The organism is Novosphingobium barchaimii LL02, assembly GCF_001046635.1.
GTDB classification, from domain to species: Bacteria; Pseudomonadota; Alphaproteobacteria; order Sphingomonadales; family Sphingomonadaceae; genus Novosphingobium; species Novosphingobium barchaimii.
Genome location: NZ_KQ130454.1, coordinates 742,629 through 757,822 on the forward strand (window position 1 = coordinate 742,629; position 15,194 = coordinate 757,822).

At 67.0% G+C, this 15,194-nt stretch carries 13 protein-coding genes; 9 read left to right on the forward strand and 4 right to left on the reverse strand.

Translation table 11 applies throughout. The features are described from left to right. Positions 1 to 11: 11 nt before the first annotated feature. Both V474_RS14070 and V474_RS14075 read left to right on the forward strand, forming a co-directional pair. Positions 12 to 950 carry a hypothetical protein gene (locus tag V474_RS14070; protein WP_059152054.1) on the forward strand — a complete coding sequence of 313 codons (939 nt, stop codon included), beginning with the start codon at positions 12 to 14 and terminating at the stop codon, positions 948 to 950. Beyond that, positions 947 to 1,702, forward strand: coding sequence for a nucleotidyltransferase family protein (locus tag V474_RS14075; RefSeq protein ID WP_059152055.1), 756 nt, complete (start codon positions 947 to 949; stop codon positions 1,700 to 1,702). Before V474_RS14070 ends, V474_RS14075 begins: the two co-directional genes overlap by 4 nt. Positions 1,703 to 1,735: 33 nt before the next feature. Here the strand turns inward: V474_RS14075 and V474_RS14080 are convergent, their stop codons facing one another. After that, complete coding sequence (locus V474_RS14080) at positions 1,736 to 2,260, reverse strand: DUF2141 domain-containing protein (protein ID WP_059152056.1); 525 nt, start codon at positions 2,258 to 2,260, stop codon at positions 1,736 to 1,738. 289 nt (positions 2,261 to 2,549) lie between these two features. Here V474_RS14080 and rpe point away from each other — a divergent pair, with 289 nt between their 5' ends. The 7 genes from rpe to dxs all read left to right on the forward strand — a co-directional run bounded on the left by rpe (position 2,550) and on the right by dxs (position 10,448). After that, entirely contained in the window at positions 2,550 to 3,212 is a 663-nt protein-coding gene (gene rpe, locus V474_RS14085) for a ribulose-phosphate 3-epimerase (RefSeq protein ID WP_043978445.1), read from the forward strand. Between the two features lie 65 nt (positions 3,213 to 3,277). After that, positions 3,278 to 5,125, forward strand: a complete 1,848-nt coding sequence (locus tag V474_RS14090) for a heparinase II/III family protein (RefSeq protein WP_082699780.1) — start codon at positions 3,278 to 3,280, stop codon at positions 5,123 to 5,125. 114 nt (positions 5,126 to 5,239) lie between these two features. Next, positions 5,240 to 6,832 carry a bifunctional phosphoribosylaminoimidazolecarboxamide formyltransferase/IMP cyclohydrolase gene (purH, locus tag V474_RS14095; protein WP_059152058.1) on the forward strand — a complete coding sequence of 531 codons (1,593 nt, stop codon included), beginning with the start codon at positions 5,240 to 5,242 and terminating at the stop codon, positions 6,830 to 6,832. A gap of 149 nt (positions 6,833 to 6,981) precedes the next feature. Continuing rightward, a complete protein-coding gene (locus tag V474_RS14100) occupies positions 6,982 to 7,587 on the forward strand; it encodes a hypothetical protein (protein WP_059152059.1) in 606 nt (201 codons plus the stop codon). A 169-nt stretch (positions 7,588 to 7,756) separates the two neighbouring features. Next, the gene (locus tag V474_RS26215; RefSeq protein ID WP_169795069.1) at positions 7,757 to 7,906 is read left to right on the forward strand and encodes a hypothetical protein; all 150 of its coding nucleotides are present in this window, start codon (positions 7,757 to 7,759) and stop codon (positions 7,904 to 7,906) included. A gap of 35 nt (positions 7,907 to 7,941) precedes the next feature. After that, positions 7,942 to 8,403 carry a Fur family transcriptional regulator gene (locus tag V474_RS14105; RefSeq protein WP_059152169.1) on the forward strand — a complete coding sequence of 154 codons (462 nt, stop codon included), beginning with the start codon at positions 7,942 to 7,944 and terminating at the stop codon, positions 8,401 to 8,403. A gap of 122 nt (positions 8,404 to 8,525) precedes the next feature. Continuing rightward, positions 8,526 to 10,448 (forward strand): 1-deoxy-D-xylulose-5-phosphate synthase, encoded by a 1,923-nt coding sequence (gene dxs, locus V474_RS14110; RefSeq protein WP_059152060.1) that lies wholly within the window; start codon positions 8,526 to 8,528, stop codon positions 10,446 to 10,448. A gap of 69 nt (positions 10,449 to 10,517) precedes the next feature. On the opposite strand, the gene V474_RS14115 is transcribed toward dxs, so the two are convergent. The 3 genes from V474_RS14115 to V474_RS14125 all read right to left on the reverse strand — a co-directional run bounded on the left by V474_RS14115 (position 10,518) and on the right by V474_RS14125 (position 14,911). After that, entirely contained in the window at positions 10,518 to 11,813 is a 1,296-nt protein-coding gene (locus V474_RS14115) for an amidohydrolase family protein (protein ID WP_059152061.1), read from the reverse strand. Further along, positions 11,810 to 13,192, reverse strand: a complete 1,383-nt coding sequence (locus V474_RS14120) for an amidohydrolase (RefSeq protein WP_059152062.1) — start codon at positions 13,190 to 13,192, stop codon at positions 11,810 to 11,812. Before V474_RS14120 ends, V474_RS14115 begins: the two co-directional genes overlap by 4 nt. 63 nt (positions 13,193 to 13,255) lie before the next feature. After that, positions 13,256 to 14,911: a peptide MFS transporter gene (locus V474_RS14125; protein ID WP_059152063.1), complete on the reverse strand. Its 1,656-nt coding sequence runs from the start codon at positions 14,909 to 14,911 to the stop codon at positions 13,256 to 13,258. Positions 14,912 to 15,194: the final 283 nt, after the last annotated feature.

The window sequence follows — 15,194 nt, forward strand, 5'->3', positions numbered from 1 at the left end:
TGCACGCGCGAATGAGCGACGACCTCTACGGATCCGAAACCCTTGCAGACCGCACGGCGGCCGCGCTGGCGCGCGATGTGGTTGCGCCGGTGCGTGCCTTCGCCGAGCGGCTGGCGCGGGACGCCGGCGCGCTGGGCGTGCTGTTCTACGGCTCGAACCTGCGCACCGGATCGCTGGAAGGCGTGCTGGATTTCTACGTGCTGCTGCCCGGCCCGCAGGTCGAGCGGATCTGGCCGCGCGTCAGCTATCACGAATGGGTCCATGACGGCGTGCCCCTGCGCGCCAAAGTCGCCACCATGGCGATGGAAACCTTCCGCGCCGCCGCCGCCGGAGCGCGGCTCGACACCACGATCTGGGCCCGCTTCGTCCAGCCCAGCGGCCTTGCATGGCAGCAGGACGAGGGCGCCGGCGCCTTAGTTGCAGATGCCGTGGCGCAGGCGGCGCGCACCGCAGCGCGGCTCGCCGTGGCCCTCGGCCCCGAGGCGGGCACGCCAGAGGATTACTGGCGCGCCTTGTTCCGGGCCACCTATGCCGCCGAATTCCGCGTTGAAAAGGCAGGCCGCGAAGACTCGATCCTTGCCGCCAACCGCGCTCATTTCGACGGGCTGTTGCCGCTGGCACTGAGCGCCCAGGCGATCCGCTTCGCCCGCTGCGCAAATGGCACGATCCGCCCCGAAATCACGGCGCGTGACCGTGCCCGGACCCTGGCCTGGTGGAAGCGCCGCCAACGGCTGGGCAAGCCCTACAACGTCATGCGCCTGCTCAAGGCCTCGACCACGTTCGAGGGCGCATCGCGTTATGCCGCCTGGAAGATCGAGCGTCACACCGGCGTCCCCGTCACGATCACTCCCTGGCGAGAGCGTCATCCGGTGCTGAGCGCACCGGGCGTGCTGTGGCAGGTCTGGCGCGGCCGCAAGGCGCTGGCGAATGCGGAAGGTAAGGCCCGATGACCCAGCCCGCAGCCCTCATCCTCGCCGGCTCACGCCCCGGTGCGCCCGATCCGGTCGCGAAGGCCGAGGGCGTGGCGCACAAGTCGCTGGTAGAGATCGCGGGGCAGCCGATGCTCGCCCATGTCGTCCACGCCCTGCGCGAGGCCGGGACCAGCCGGATCGCGGTTTCGGCCAGCGACGACGCGGTGCGCGATCTTGCCCTGCTGCTCGGCTGCGAGGTTCTGGCAACCGGCACCGGGCCCAGTGCCAGCGTGGCAATCGGGCTGGAGGCATTGGGCGCGCCGCTGCTCGTCACCACCAGCGACCATGCGCTGCTGCGCGGCGAATGGGTGCGCGATTTCCTGAACGATACGCCGCAAGGCAGCGACGTCGCGATCCTGCTCGCCCGGCGCGAGGCGATCGAGGCGGCCATGCCCGGCAGCAAGCGCACTTATCTGCGCTTTGCAGACGGACAGTGGTCGGGATGCAACCTGTTCCTGCTCGCCAGCGGCAATGCCGGGCTGGCGATCGAGACCTGGAAGATGGTCGAGGCAGACCGCAAGCGTCCCTGGCGCATCGCCGCGCGGCTGGGTCTGGGGATGCTGCTGGGCTATGCGCTGGGCCGGCTGACGCTGGCGGCGGCGATCGCAAGGCTGGGCAAGCGCATCGGCGTTACCGCCAGCCTCGTCGCGGCGCGCGACGGTCTGGCGGCGGTGGACGTCGACAAGCCCGCCGACCTCGCGGATGCGCGGACGATCATGGCGAAGCGTTGAGGCGGGGGCGAAAGCCTGCCCCCGCCCCTGCCGTTACATATACTTCATCTGGATGCGGATCGACTTGACCGATCCGCCCACCGGCACGCCAACCTTGGTGTAGCTGGGCTTGCCGAGGTTGAAGATGTTGATCGAGGGATTGTTCGACATCGCCCCGCCATCGGTGCGGATATCGGTCTCGCCGTTGCCGTTCACGTCGTGGCGCACGGCAACGCCATACCTGCCTGAAGCCGGCAGTGGCACGCAGAAACTCATGCTGCCGGCGCGCGCCGGCACTTCGATGCGCGAGAGCCACTTGCCCTTCACCAGCCATTCGCCCGCATTGGCGCGGTAGGCCTGCACGCGCACCTTGCCCGACGAGGCCTTGATGCCGTCGACGGTGACCATCAGCCCTGGCCCCTTGTCGGCGGAGCAGCGGCCCATTTCATTGCGAATCTCGTTCCGATATTCGCGCTGCGCCGAAACCGGCACAGCAAGACCGACTGCGGCGGCCAGCGCCAGCACAGCGGACATCCGGTTGGGCATTGCGATCGATCCCGGGGGACTGGTCGTTATCATTTCTCTTCCATTTGTCGTAAATCCGGCCAGCTGGCGGCCGGTCGTTCGCCCTTGGCGGCGGGGCATGCCATGAACTCTCTTAATGCCGCCTAAATGCCCAAGCCGCCGTGAATGGCTACTGAATTTTACGTTTCGGCGGCTGACAGCCTCGTTTGGCTGCATGCGGGCTCATAGCGGCCTCTTGAGAGGCTTGACCCAATATCGCGTGTGGAAAACGGCCCTGTCGGCGCTTGTCGCCCCAATATGTGGTGGCGTATTCATTCATGGTGAGGAGTTCCGTAAAACTACCATGACGATACCCCTGATTTCCCCCTCGATCCTGTCCGCCGACTTCGCGCGGCTCGGCGAGGAAGTGCGCGCCATCGACGAAGCCGGTGCCGACTGGATCCACGTTGACGTGATGGACGGCCACTTCGTGCCCAACATCACCATCGGCCCCGCCGTGGTGAAGGCCCTGCGCCCTCACAGCGCGAAGGTTTTCGACGTCCACCTGATGATCTCGCCGGTCGACAGCTATCTTGAAGCCTTTGCCGATGCCGGCGCAGATTATATCACCGTCCATCCCGAGGCCGGTCCGCACGTTCACCGCACGGTGCAGACGATCCACAACCTGGGCAAGAAGGCGGGCATCTCGCTCAACCCGGCGACACCTGCCAAGATGCTGGACTATCTGATCGACGACATCGACCTGGTGCTCATCATGAGCGTGAACCCCGGTTTCGGCGGCCAGAGCTTCATCTCCAGCCAGCTTCGCAAGATCGAGGCGGTGCGCAAGATGATCGACAAGACCGGGCGCGACATCCGCCTGGAAGTTGACGGCGGCGTCGATGCGAAGACCGCGCCGCTGTGCGTTTCGGCCGGCGCCGACGTGCTGGTTGCCGGATCAGCGACCTTCCGCGGCGGGCCGTCGCAGTACGCGGCGAATATCCAGACGCTCAAGGGCCTGGCATAAGAGTGGACGCCCGCACCCCTCTTCGGCCTGCGGCAAGGAACCCGGACCCTTCCCGGGCGATTCCCATGTCGCAGGCGGAGGAGGAGGGTGCAGTGACAGGCAGCGCGGATAAACCAGAAACTCCTGCCTTGCAGCGTCCGGCTCCCGCACATCATCCCGAAGTCATCGAGCCCGGCCATATCGAGCCGGGCCGCGCGCTGGCTCTGATCGATTTCTCGCCGCCCTCGGTAGGGGTGGCCGAAAAACTGATCCGCATGGCCTACCGCATGGGCGTGCCGGGATCGATGCTCGGCGCGCCGATGAGCAAGAAGGCGCGCACGCGCCTGCTCGCGACGGTAAGCAATACCCTGCCCGGCAACCGCACTGCAGGCACCGCCATCCGCGCCGGCCATTTCCTCGTCCACGGCGCAAAGACTCCGGTCGCGCAGGTCGACTATGCTGGCGCCCAGCGCGTAACCCCGCCGCTGGAAAAGGTGGTACATTCCTTCTCCTGGCTGACCGACCTCGAAGCCTGCGCCTCACGCGAACAGGCCGCGCCGGTGGCCGAACGCATTCTGACCGCGTGGCTCCAGGCCAATCCCAAGCCCCCCGCCAAGCCCGGAAAGGGCCCTGCGTGGAGCGTGGGCAACACCGGTGCGCGGATCGCCAACTGGCTTGCCCATGCGCCGCTGATCCTGTCTGGCGACAAGGCGCTGCGCCTGCGGACCCTGGCCCACATCGCCGATACCGCACGCTGGCTAGACCGCCATGTCACCCACGCGGAGGACGGACTGGCCGAAGTCGCCGGCTGGTGCGGCATCGTTGCGGCCGGCCTGCTGCTGCCCGATGGTCGCCCGCGCCGCCTTTACGGTGAGGCTGGGCTGATCAAGGCGCTGGGCGAGCTTATGGGCGATGACGGCGGCGTCCTGGCCCGCAGCCCGCTGGCGCAGATGGAGGCGATCGCGCTGCTGGTCCGGCTGCGCAATTGTTATCAGGCAACCCGCCGCGATGCGCCGACTTCGGTGGAGCGGGTGATCGAACTGCTGGTGCCGCCGCTGCTGGCGCTTACCCACGGCGATGGCTCGCTGGGTTCGTGGCAAGGTGGCTGGGCCGTTTCGGCCGAGGACGTCGATGGGCTCGTCAAGGCCAGCGGCGTGCGCACCCGCCCCCTGCGCGACGTGCGCCAGTGGGGCTATCAGCGCGTGACGGCGCACAAGTCGATCTTGCAGTTCGATACCGCGCCCCCGCCGATGCCCGCCCATGCCCGCTTCGGCTGCGCCTCGACGCTGGCGTTCGAAATGTCGCACGGCGCCCACCGCCTCATCGTCAACTGCGGCGGTGCGGCCAGCGGCGGCGGCCTTGTACCCGTCCGTCTCGAACAGGGCCTGCGGGCAACGGCGGCGCATTCGACGCTGACGCTGGATGATGCCAATTCCACCGCGATCCTGATCGGCGGCATGATCGGCTCGGGCGTCACCGAAGTCGCGCTCGACCGCAAGACCCTGCCGCAGGAAAAGGGCTCGGCCGCGACCCGGCTGGAAGCCAGCCACAACGGCTATGCCGCGCGTTACGGCCTGACCCACCAGCGCATACTGCTGCTGCGCGACGACGGCAGCGAACTGCGCGGCGAAGACCTGCTGTTGCCCTCGGGGCGCAAGGGCAAGCGCGGCATGGTGGGGTTTGCGATCCGCTTCCACCTCGGCCCCGAAGTCGACGTGAACCTGGCCGCCGATGGACAGGGCGCGGGCCTCTCGCTGCCCGATGGCAGCCATTGGCAGTTCCGTTCGGGCGCTGAAAGCGGCGAAGTGACAGTCGAGGATTCGCTGTGGGTCGATGGCCAGGGGCGTCCTCAGGCGACCCAGCAGCTCGTCATCCAAGGCATGGTCTCACGCGGGGGCGGCACGTTCGGCTGGCTGCTCAAGAAGATGAACTGAATCGCGGCGGACGCCGAGGCGGCCGTATCGGACAAAGCACCCCGACGCACTTGCCCCCCTCCCCCCGCCGCCCTAAAGGCCCGCGCAAAGAACCTGCCGCAAGGAAGCCGCCCGATGACCGATACAGTCCAGATCCGCCGTGCCCTGCTATCCGTCTCCGACAAGACCGGGCTTGCCGAACTGGGCCAGGTTCTCAGCGCGCGCGGCGTGGAACTGGTCTCCACCGGCGGCACCGCCAAGGCCCTGCGCGAAGCGGGCCTTGAGGTGAAGGACATCTCCGAGATCACCGGCTTTCCCGAAATGATGGACGGCCGTGTCAAGACGCTGCACCCGATGGTCCACGGCGGCCTGCTGGCCGTGCGCGACAACGCCGAACATGCCGCCGCGATGGAGGCCCACGCCATCGGCGCGATCGACCTTGTCGTCGTCAACCTCTACCCCTTCGAGGCGACCGTGGCCAAGGGCGCGGACCGGGACGAGGTGATCGAGAACATCGACATCGGCGGCCCTTCGATGGTCCGTTCGGCGGCCAAGAACCACGCCTTCGTCGCCATCGTCACCGACCCCAAGGACTACGCCGGCCTGATCGCCGAGCTGGACGCGACGAGCGGCGGCACCACCTTGCCCTTCCGCAAGCTGCTGGCAGCGCGCGCCTACGCGCAGACCGCCGCTTACGATTCGATGATCGCGCAGTGGTTCGCCACCGTCGATCAGGGCCTCGAATTCCCCGAGATGATCAGCGTCAACGGCCGCCTTGCCACCACGCTGCGTTACGGTGAGAACCCGCACCAGAAGGCCGCGCTCTATACGCCGGTCGGCCCCTTCACCAAGGGCCTGGCCCAGGCAGAGCAGGTGCAGGGCAAGGAACTGTCCTACAACAACTACAACGACGCCGACGCCGCCTTCGAACTCGCCGCCGAGTTCAAGGGCCAGAAGCCGGCCGTCATCATCGTCAAGCATGCCAACCCCTGCGGCGTGGCCCAGGGCGATAGCCTGCTGGAAGCCTGGCAGGGCGCGCTTGCCTGTGACGACGTTTCGGCCTTCGGCGGCATCGTCGCGGTGAACACGCTGCTCGACGGGCCCACCGCCGAGGCGATCTGCCAGATCTTCACCGAAGTCGTCGTCGCCCCCGATGCCGACGAGGAAGCCCGTGCCTTCTTCGCCAGGAAGAAGAACCTGCGCCTGTTGCTGACCGGCGAACTGCCCGATCCGCGCCGCGCGGGCCTCACCGTCAAGCCGATCACCGGCGGGCTGCTGGTGCAGGGCCGCGATGCCGGCGCCATCGGTTTCGACGACCTCAAGGTGGTGACCAAGCGCGCCCCGACCGACCGCGAACTGGCCGACTGCCTGTTCGCCTGGACCGTGGCGCGCCATGTGAAATCCAACGCCATCGTCTATGCAAAGGACGGCGTCACCGCCGGTATCGGCGCAGGCCAGATGAACCGGCGCGACAGCTCGCGCATCGCCGCGATGAAGGCGGCGGAAGCGGCCGAGAAGTTCGGCTGGGACGCTGCGCGCACCGTCGGTTCCGCGGTTGCCTCGGACGCCTTCTTCCCCTTCGCCGATGGCCTGCTGGCTGCGGCAGAGGCGGGCGCCACCGCCGTGATCCAGCCGGGCGGCTCGATCCGCGACGACGAAGTGATCGCCGCCGCCGACGAGGCGGGCCTGGCGATGGTCTTCACCGGCATGCGCCACTTCAAGCACTGAGGCGCTCCTTCCCTTGACTACCCCCCTTCGTCATTGCGAGCATGGTGGCCCACGCCCCAAGCCCTCCGCAATGACGCGGTGGGCGGGACCGGCCGCACTCTGAGCGGCACGCGGCGCCGCAGCGCAGCGCGACAAGGAGACTGACGACCATGTGGGTGATCTGGTTCGGCCCCATGGTTGTGGTCTGTTTTCTGGCTGGCATGACGATCGCCGCCGTCCTGCTGCGGCTGGGCAAGCTACGCTCGCCGCGCAGCGCGCTGGCCGCCGTGGCCCTGCCGTTCGGGTTCGCGATGCTGCCGATGTTGGCGCTCGCACTGCTTTCTCTTGCCGCCTCGATGTTTGGTCCCACCAACATCGCGCTCCATGGCGAGTTGTTCGGTCCCGATCCCACGCCCATTTCCTCGCCTGGCCGAATGCTGGCCGATGCCTTCGGCGCCGGTCCGACTCGCGAAATCCTGCTGCGAATCGACCCCACCCCGGCCGAACGCGAGCGGCTGATGACCCTGCCCGGCCTCACCCGCACCGCCATGACGCCCGAGGATTTCGCCCTGCGCGGCGCCCGCCACGGGCTTGGCAACTGGTGGATGCGCCCTGCCCTACCCGGTATCGTCAGCCGCAAACCGGGGACCGACTGCCTCAGCCCCGCGATCTACCAGGCCGACGGATTCAACGGCTGGCGCGAATTGCGGCTCGCCCTGTGTACACCCGAAAGCGGCGACGCCCCGCCGATGTTTGTGGCAGCTTACGGTCGATAACCCCAAAAGTTGCCGGAACTCATCGCCTGAGACCAACCGTTCGTCGCAAAACCACGGTATGATGCCTTTTGTTCACTGGACGGCAAGGGGTTTCGCGCCATTTGGGCCGCACGCCATTTCCGACCGGCCCCAGCGCCCGTCACCAGCAATACCGAAAGCCGATCACGTCATGGGACTCTTCAAGGCCGACTTCTACCGCTTCTTCGCTTTCGGCTTCGCCGGCGGGGCTTTGCTGGTACTCGGTGTGATGGGTATCGGCAGCCATTCGCCCTTCGCCAACGACTTCGCGCCCGCCGCGCAGGCCGCTGAAACGCGCTGATTGCATAGGGCCGCGACTGCCCCCATATGGGCCGCATGTCCGCGCACCACGACCACCACGAACATTCCGGCGTCAGCCTCGTCACCGAGGCGCGCAACGCACTTGTCGAAGCTGGCGAACAGTGGACTGAAATGCGCGCCGACGTGTTCTCGGCGCTGGCGCAGGTGGAACGCCCCGCCTCCGCCTACGACCTTGCCGAAAGCGTCTCGGCCCTGCGCGGCAAGCGGGTGGCGCCCAACAGCGTCTACCGCATTTTGGACCTTTTCGTGCGCACCAACCTGGCGCGCCGGGTGGAAAGCGCCAACGCCTATGTCGCCAACAGCCACCCCGGCTGCCAGCACGACTGCATCTTCCTCATCTGCGACAGCTGCGGCCAGGCCGTCCACATCGACGATGACAAGCTGACCGGCGCACTCGTCGCCGCCGCGCGCGCCAATGGTTTTGCCGACGTGCGCCCGGTGGTGGAACTGCGCGGCACCTGCGCGCGCTGCGGCTGAAGTCGCGCCTGCGCGTTGCTTGCGGCACAGGCAGTTGAAATCCGTAATCGTCCCCTCGGCGCAGCTATGTATTGGCCGCGCATCAATCGACATCAAAGTCACAAGCGTGTAAGGCCCGGAAGATGAACGCCAACCCGGCCACTCCCCTGCTCGATACGGTTTCGACCCCCGAAGACCTCCGCAAGCTCAAGCCTGCCCAGTTGCGACAGCTTGCCGACGAACTGCGCGCCGAGATGATCTCCGCCGTGGGCCAGACCGGGGGCCACCTCGGCTCCGGTCTCGGCGTGGTCGAACTGACCACCGCGATCCACTATGTATTCGACACGCCCGCCGACCGCCTCATCTGGGACGTCGGCCACCAGGCCTATCCGCACAAGATCCTCACCGGCAGGCGCGACCGTATCCGCACCCTGCGCCAGGGCGGCGGCCTGTCCGGCTTCACCAAGCGCAGCGAGAGCGAATACGACCCGTTCGGCACCGCCCACAGCTCCACCTCGATCTCGGCTGCACTGGGCTTTGCCATGGCGAACAAGATCAAGGGCCAGCCGGGACGCGGCATCGCCGTGATCGGCGACGGCGCGATGAGCGCGGGCATGGCCTACGAGGCGATGAACAACGCGCGGGATGCAGGTAACCGCCTGATCGTCATCCTCAACGACAATGACATGTCGATCGCCCCCCCCGTGGGCGGCCTTTCGGCATACCTCGCGCGGCTCGTCTCCTCGGGCCGGTTCCTGGGGCTGCGCGAACTGGCACGCAAATTCGCCCGCCGCCTGCCGCGCCCGCTGCACGTCGCCGCCAAGAAGACCGACGAATTCGCACGCGGCATGGCCATGGGCGGCACCCTGTTCGAGGAACTGGGCTTCTACTACGTCGGCCCGATCGACGGCCACGATCTCGACGCGCTGGTGCCGGTGCTGGAAAACGTGCGCGATGCGGGCGAAGGCCCGATCCTCGTCCACGTCGTCACCCAGAAGGGCAAGGGATACGGCCCCGCCGAGGAAGCCGCCGACAAATACCACGGCGTACAGACATTCAACGTCGTCACCGGCGAACAGGCCAAGGCCCCGGCGGGCCCGCCCAGCTATACCGGCGTCTTCGCCAAGGCTCTGACCGCCGAGGCGCTGGCCGACCCCACCATTTGCGCCATCACCGCCGCGATGCCGTCCGGCACCGGCCTGGACAAGTTCGCCGCGCAGTTCCCGGAACGCAGCTTCGATGTCGGCATCGCCGAACAGCACGCGGTCACCTTCGCCGCCGGCCTTGCCGCGCAGGGGATGCGCCCGTTCTGCGCGATCTACTCCACCTTCCTGCAGCGCGCCTTCGATCAGGTCGTCCATGACGTGGCGATCCAGAACCTGCCCGTGCGCTTCGCCATCGACCGCGCCGGCCTGGTCGGCGCAGACGGCGCGACCCATGCCGGCTCGTTCGACGTGACCTACCTTGCCACCCTGCCCAACATGGTGGTCATGGCCGCCGCAGACGAGGTGGAACTGGTCCATATGGTCCACACCGCCGCGCAGTACGACGCAGGCCCGATCGCCTTTCGCTACCCGCGCGGCAACGGCATCGGCCTGGACCTGCCCGAAACCCCGCTGGCGCTCGAAATCGGCAAGGGCCGGGTCGTGCGTGAAGGCTCCAAGGTGGCGATCCTGTCGCTCGGTACGCGGCTGGGCGAAGCGCTCAAGGCCGCCGACCAGCTCGACGCGCGCGGCCTGTCCACCACCGTGGCCGACCTGCGTTTCGTCAAACCACTCGACACCGACCTGATCCGCCGCCTGATGCTCAGCCACGAAGTCATCGTGACGGTGGAGGAAGGCTCCATCGGCGGCCTTGGCGCCCACGTCCTGACCATGGCCAGCGACGAGGGCCTGACCGACGCCGGACTCAAGATCCGCACGATGCGCCTGCCGGACGTGTTCCAGGACCACGACAAGCCCGAGGCGCAGTACGACGAAGCCGGGCTCAACGCCCCGCAGATCGTCGATACGGTGCTGAAAGCATTGCGCCACAACAGCGCAGGCGTGAACGAGGCGCGGGCTTAAGAGCGCGTCGCAAGCCTCTCCTCCGCTCCTGCGGGGAGAGGGGCTCCCTCCCCCCGTGCCCGGGATGAATTACCAGACGTAGGCCTTTGGCAGATACGTCTCGTCCAGATCGTTATACCGCGCGCGCAGGCGGCTCTGGTGGCTCGCCAGCGGCTGCTTCACCCCGTCGATCCACACCTCTACCGGCGCGGAGGACAGTTCCAGCGGATCGCCGTCCCACAGCACCACGTCGCCTGCCGCGCCGGGAGCCAATACGCCCAGCTTGCCGCCGAAACCGCTGATCTGCGCCGGGACCGACGTGATCGCGGCAAAAGCCTCGCCCCAGGTAAGGCCGGTGGCACCAGGTATCTTCGTCAGGGCCACGAGGTTGCCGGCCTGCTGCGGGGCGTAACGCGGCTGGTCCATCCCTGCGAACATGCCGATGGCGACCTTCACGCCCGCCTTCTTCATCCGGCCCACGTTCGACATGGTGGCCGCCAGCGTCTCGAACGCGGCGGGCAGATCGCGCATGGGCATGGTGATGACCGGCACCCTGGCGGCGGCGATCTCGGCGCCGACGAGCCAGCCCTCGGTCGCGCCGACCAGCACGAGGTCGAGCTTGGGAAACTCACTCTTGAGGGCAAGGACGCTGCGGATATCAGCGGCCCGTTCGACGCCGACGTAAAGGGGCTGGCTGCCGTCGATCACTTTCGCCAGCGCCAGCGCATCGGCGCGGGTGAGCAGTACATCGCCCTGCCGCTGGGCGCCGGGCGCCAGCGCCGCCGCCTCGCGCGCCTCGCGCAGGGCATTGCGCAGGGCGGTGTGCGCGGCGACGCGGCTGCCGCCGGCAAAGCGTGCCCCGGCCTCGCCCAGTTCGACGTACTGGAAGGCGCGCGGGCGCATCAGCATGGCGGCATCGGCGCCAAGGTCGATCACGGCGCCCTGCCCGGCGAAGATCGAGCCGCCGTTGAACGCGGCCACGCTGGCCCGCGTCACTCCGCCTTCGCGGCTGACGGCAATGTGCTCGCTCGACGGGTTGAGCGCAGGCGCCACGTCAAGCGCGGCATTGAAGGGCGACTTGTTGGCGGACGTGTCATTGCTGTCGTCCACCCCATCCACGTCCACCAGCCCAAGGTCGGTGACGGCGGAGAACAGCCCCGGCGTCACCCATTTGCCGGTGCCGTCGACGGTCAGTATGCCCGCAGGCACGGCCACCCCGGCTCCGGCGGCGACCACTTTCCCGCCGCGCACGACGACAGTGCCATGCTCGACAGGGGCGCCGCCGTCGCCGGTGGCCACCGTGGCGTTGGTGACGGCAAAGTCCTGCGCGAAAACAGGGAGCGGCGCGGCCACGAGCAAGGCGGCGATGAGCAGACGGGTCTTCACTTCACGTCTCCTTCACCGGGTTGGCCGAGTTCGAAATCGCTCACCGGCTTTCGCTTGGGATCATCCGCGTCGTACAGCATCGCGCCGTCCACCCAGACCTTCTCGGGGCGCGAGTAGACGGACAGCGGGTTGCCGTTCCACAGCACCACGTCGGCCATCTTGCCGACTTCGAGGCTGCCGGTCTTGGCGCCGATGCCCATAGCCTTGGCGGCGTTGTAGGTGAACCAGCCGACGACCTGCGCATCGGGAATATCCACGCCGATGCGCCTGCCCGATGCCTGCGCGCGGGCGGCGGCCTGGTTGAGGCGCTGGATGCCGTTCTCGTCGTCGGAGTGGATGACCACGCAGGCGCCCTGCTTGGCGAGAAGCGCGGCATTTTCCGGGATGCCGTCATAGGCTTCCATCTTGAAGCCGTACCAGTCGGCCCAGATCGCGGCGCAGACGTCGTTCGCTTTCAGCAGATCGCCGATCTTGTAGGCTTCGACCGCGTGGTGAAAGGCGGTGACCTTGTAGCCCATCTCCTTGGCCATATCGAGGACCTGCGCCATCTCGTCGGCCCGGTAGCAGTGGTTCTGGACTAGGATCTCGCCCTTGAGCACGCCTTCCAGGGTGTCCTTGCCAAGGTCGCGCTCGGCATGGTCGCCGTCCATGTACTGCTTGGCATCGATCCACGCCTGGCGGTTGACCGAGAAGTTGCCCATGCGGGTGGAGGGCTTCTGATTGCGTGCGCCGTAAACCCGCTTGGGATTTTCCCCGCAGGCCATCTTCAGCGAATAGGGCGCGCCGGGGAACTTCATGCCCTGCACAGTGCGGCTGGGCACGTTCTTGAGCGTGACCGCGCGGCCGCCCATCAGGTTGCCCGACCCGGGCAGTATCTGCAGCGAAGTAACGCCGCCGTTGACCAGAGCACGGCTGAATCCGGGGTCCTGCGGCCAGACCGAATGCTCGGCCCAGACATCGGGCGTGGTGGGCGAGGTCATCTCGTTGCCGTCGGAATTGGCATCGACACCGGGGCTGGGATAGACGCCGAGGTGCGAGTGGATGTCGATCACGCCGGGGGTGACGAACTTGCCCGCGCCGTCGACACGGTCATAGCCCGAAGGGACCGCAAGCTCCGCGCCGCCCACGGCGACCACCCTGCCGTTCTCGAACAGCACCGTGCCGTTCTCGATCCGGCCCCCGCGCCCGTCATAGACCGTGGCGCCCACCAGGGCGGTGGGGCGCCCGGGATATGCCTTGTAGGTGGACGCGTAGGGGGTGCCTGCCGCCTTCGCGTCCTTGTCCTTCTTCTTCGCGTCGGCAGCCTGCCCGGCCAGCGTCAGCGCAGCGCCGAGCGCCAGCAGCGACGTCCAGCGCCGCATCGCGGTCGATACCCGCATGACCGTTCCCCTGTTGTCGGCCCTCTTGTCCGGGGCCGTCGCCCCGGGGAGGCCATGTAAAAATCAGTGCGGCTTGGTGGCCGGATGGAAGCCGGCTTCCTGCGCGTCGAGACCGAGGCCGGCCTCTCCCGCAAGGTCGTGGTCGCTTGCCCGGTCGCCCAGCGTGTCGACATGCATCCAGCGCTTCACCAGCGGCGAAAGCGCCAGCACGGCGACGGCGACGCCCACCGTGGTCCAGCCGATCTTGCTGTAGATATCCAGCGTCAGCGCCTTGTCCATCACGCCGCCCTCGCCGCCGGTGGCCTCGCCGATCTTGCCTGCCACGAAGTTGCCCACGGCGGTCATGTAGAACCATGCCCCCATGATGAAGCTGCCCAGATGCACCGGCGAAAGCCGGGTCATGGCCGAAAGGCCGACGGGCGAAAGGCACAGCTCGCCGGTGGTGTGCAGGGCATAGATCAGGAACACGAACAGCACCGAGGTCATCACAGCCGGATCGCCGGTGCCCGCGCCCCATACGAAGACCAGGAAGCCCAGGCCCACCTGGATCAGCGCAAGGCCGAACTTGGCGGGGGCGGAAGGCTCGATGCCCTTCCTGCCGAGGTACTGCCACAGACCGGCGAAGATCGGGCCGAACAGCACGATGTAGATCGGGTTGATCGACTGGAACAGGCTGGTGGGCACCCCGCCGCGATCGACGAACTTGTCGGTATAGAGGCTGAGGCTACCGCCCGCCTGCTCGAACAGGCCCCAGAAAATCGGATTGAGGGCGATCAGGAACAGGATCGCGAACATCCGCTCACGCGGTTCCTTGGGCAGCTTGAAGGCTTCCCACAAGGTATAGCCCAGCATGGCCACGCCGGTGAGGATCAGCAGGTTCTGGATCACGCTGACGTACTGGATCAGGAACCAGACCACCAGAACCGCCGCGCCGCCGGTGCCGTAGAGGATCAGTTCCGCCTTCTTCGCCAGCGCCTTGGGCGGCTCGCCCCGGCCGCGCAGGGCCGGCTTGCCGACGACGAAGATGATGAGCCCCAGCACCATGCCGATACCGGCAACGCCGAAGCCATAGGACCAGCCGATCGTCTCGCCCAGATAGCCGACGAGGATCGTGCCCAGCGCAGCGCCGGTGTTCACGCCCATGTAGAAGATCGTGTAGGCCGCATCGCGGCGCGTATCGGTCATCTTGTAGAGCTGACCGACGATGACCGAGATGTTGGCCTTCAGGAAGCCTGAGCCGACTATGATCAGCGCCAGCGCCAGCCAGAACACGTTGATCGCCGGATCGGCCTGCTTGACGGCCGGATCAGCGACTCCCTGCAGCCCTTCGTAGGCCATGAACAGGTGGCCGAGCGCCAGAACGATGCCGCCGAAAAGCACGGCTTTGCGCTGTCCCAACCAGCGGTCGGCCAGATAGCCGCCCAGCACCGGAGTGATGTAAACGAGGCTGGTGTAGGCCCCATAGATCAGATTCGAACGGCCATCGGAATAGAGCCAGAACTTGGTGAGATAGAGGATCAGCAACGCTCGCATGCCGTAGTAGGAGAAACGCTCCCACATCTCGGCATAGAACAGCACGAACAGGCCGCGCGGGTGGCCTACGAATTCGTCGCTTTTGCGCGTGGCGATAAGACCGCCGATCGCCAGCACGGCGAAGAGGCAGATCGCGCCGATCGCGCCTATCCAGTCCCCTTCGTTCCAAAGTGCGATGTCCTTCATGTCGCTTCTATGCCCTCACGCCCTGTAATCCTGCCCGCTCCCATGCCCGTCTGGAACCGGCACAGTGCGAAAGAAGCGAGGTTAGCGGGCAATTTGCCAGTGTAAATGGGCAGCGGCGCATCGTGCCGGCAAGCGCGGAGCGCAAAACTGGGCGATTTCACACACGTAACACTTCCCATTGCGCGAAGCGGCCAGCGATGGCATTTTCCCGGCACGGGGCAGGCTGGCGTTACGTAATTTTATGTTCCGACACGGTTTGTCGTTTTTTTGGGGGGAAATTTCG

Coding starts and splice junctions, on each gene's coding strand:
- purH (WP_059152058.1), top strand. CDS start 5,240: ATGACCGATACAGTCCAGATCCGCCGTGCCCTGCTATCCGTCTCCGAC.
- rpe (WP_043978445.1), top strand. CDS start 2,550: ATGACGATACCCCTGATTTCCCCCTCGATCCTGTCCGCCGACTTCGCG.
- V474_RS14120 (WP_059152062.1), bottom strand. CDS start 13,192: ATGCGGGTATCGACCGCGATGCGGCGCTGGACGTCGCTGCTGGCGCTC.
- V474_RS14105 (WP_059152169.1), top strand. CDS start 7,942: ATGTCCGCGCACCACGACCACCACGAACATTCCGGCGTCAGCCTCGTC.
- V474_RS14090 (WP_082699780.1), top strand. CDS start 3,278: ATGTCGCAGGCGGAGGAGGAGGGTGCAGTGACAGGCAGCGCGGATAAA.
- V474_RS14080 (WP_059152056.1), bottom strand. CDS start 2,260: ATGATAACGACCAGTCCCCCGGGATCGATCGCAATGCCCAACCGGATG.
- V474_RS14070 (WP_059152054.1), top strand. CDS start 12: ATGAGCGACGACCTCTACGGATCCGAAACCCTTGCAGACCGCACGGCG.
- V474_RS14125 (WP_059152063.1), bottom strand. CDS start 14,911: ATGAAGGACATCGCACTTTGGAACGAAGGGGACTGGATAGGCGCGATC.
- dxs (WP_059152060.1), top strand. CDS start 8,526: ATGAACGCCAACCCGGCCACTCCCCTGCTCGATACGGTTTCGACCCCC.
- V474_RS26215 (WP_169795069.1), top strand. CDS start 7,757: ATGGGACTCTTCAAGGCCGACTTCTACCGCTTCTTCGCTTTCGGCTTC.
- V474_RS14075 (WP_059152055.1), top strand. CDS start 947: ATGACCCAGCCCGCAGCCCTCATCCTCGCCGGCTCACGCCCCGGTGCG.
- V474_RS14100 (WP_059152059.1), top strand. CDS start 6,982: ATGTGGGTGATCTGGTTCGGCCCCATGGTTGTGGTCTGTTTTCTGGCT.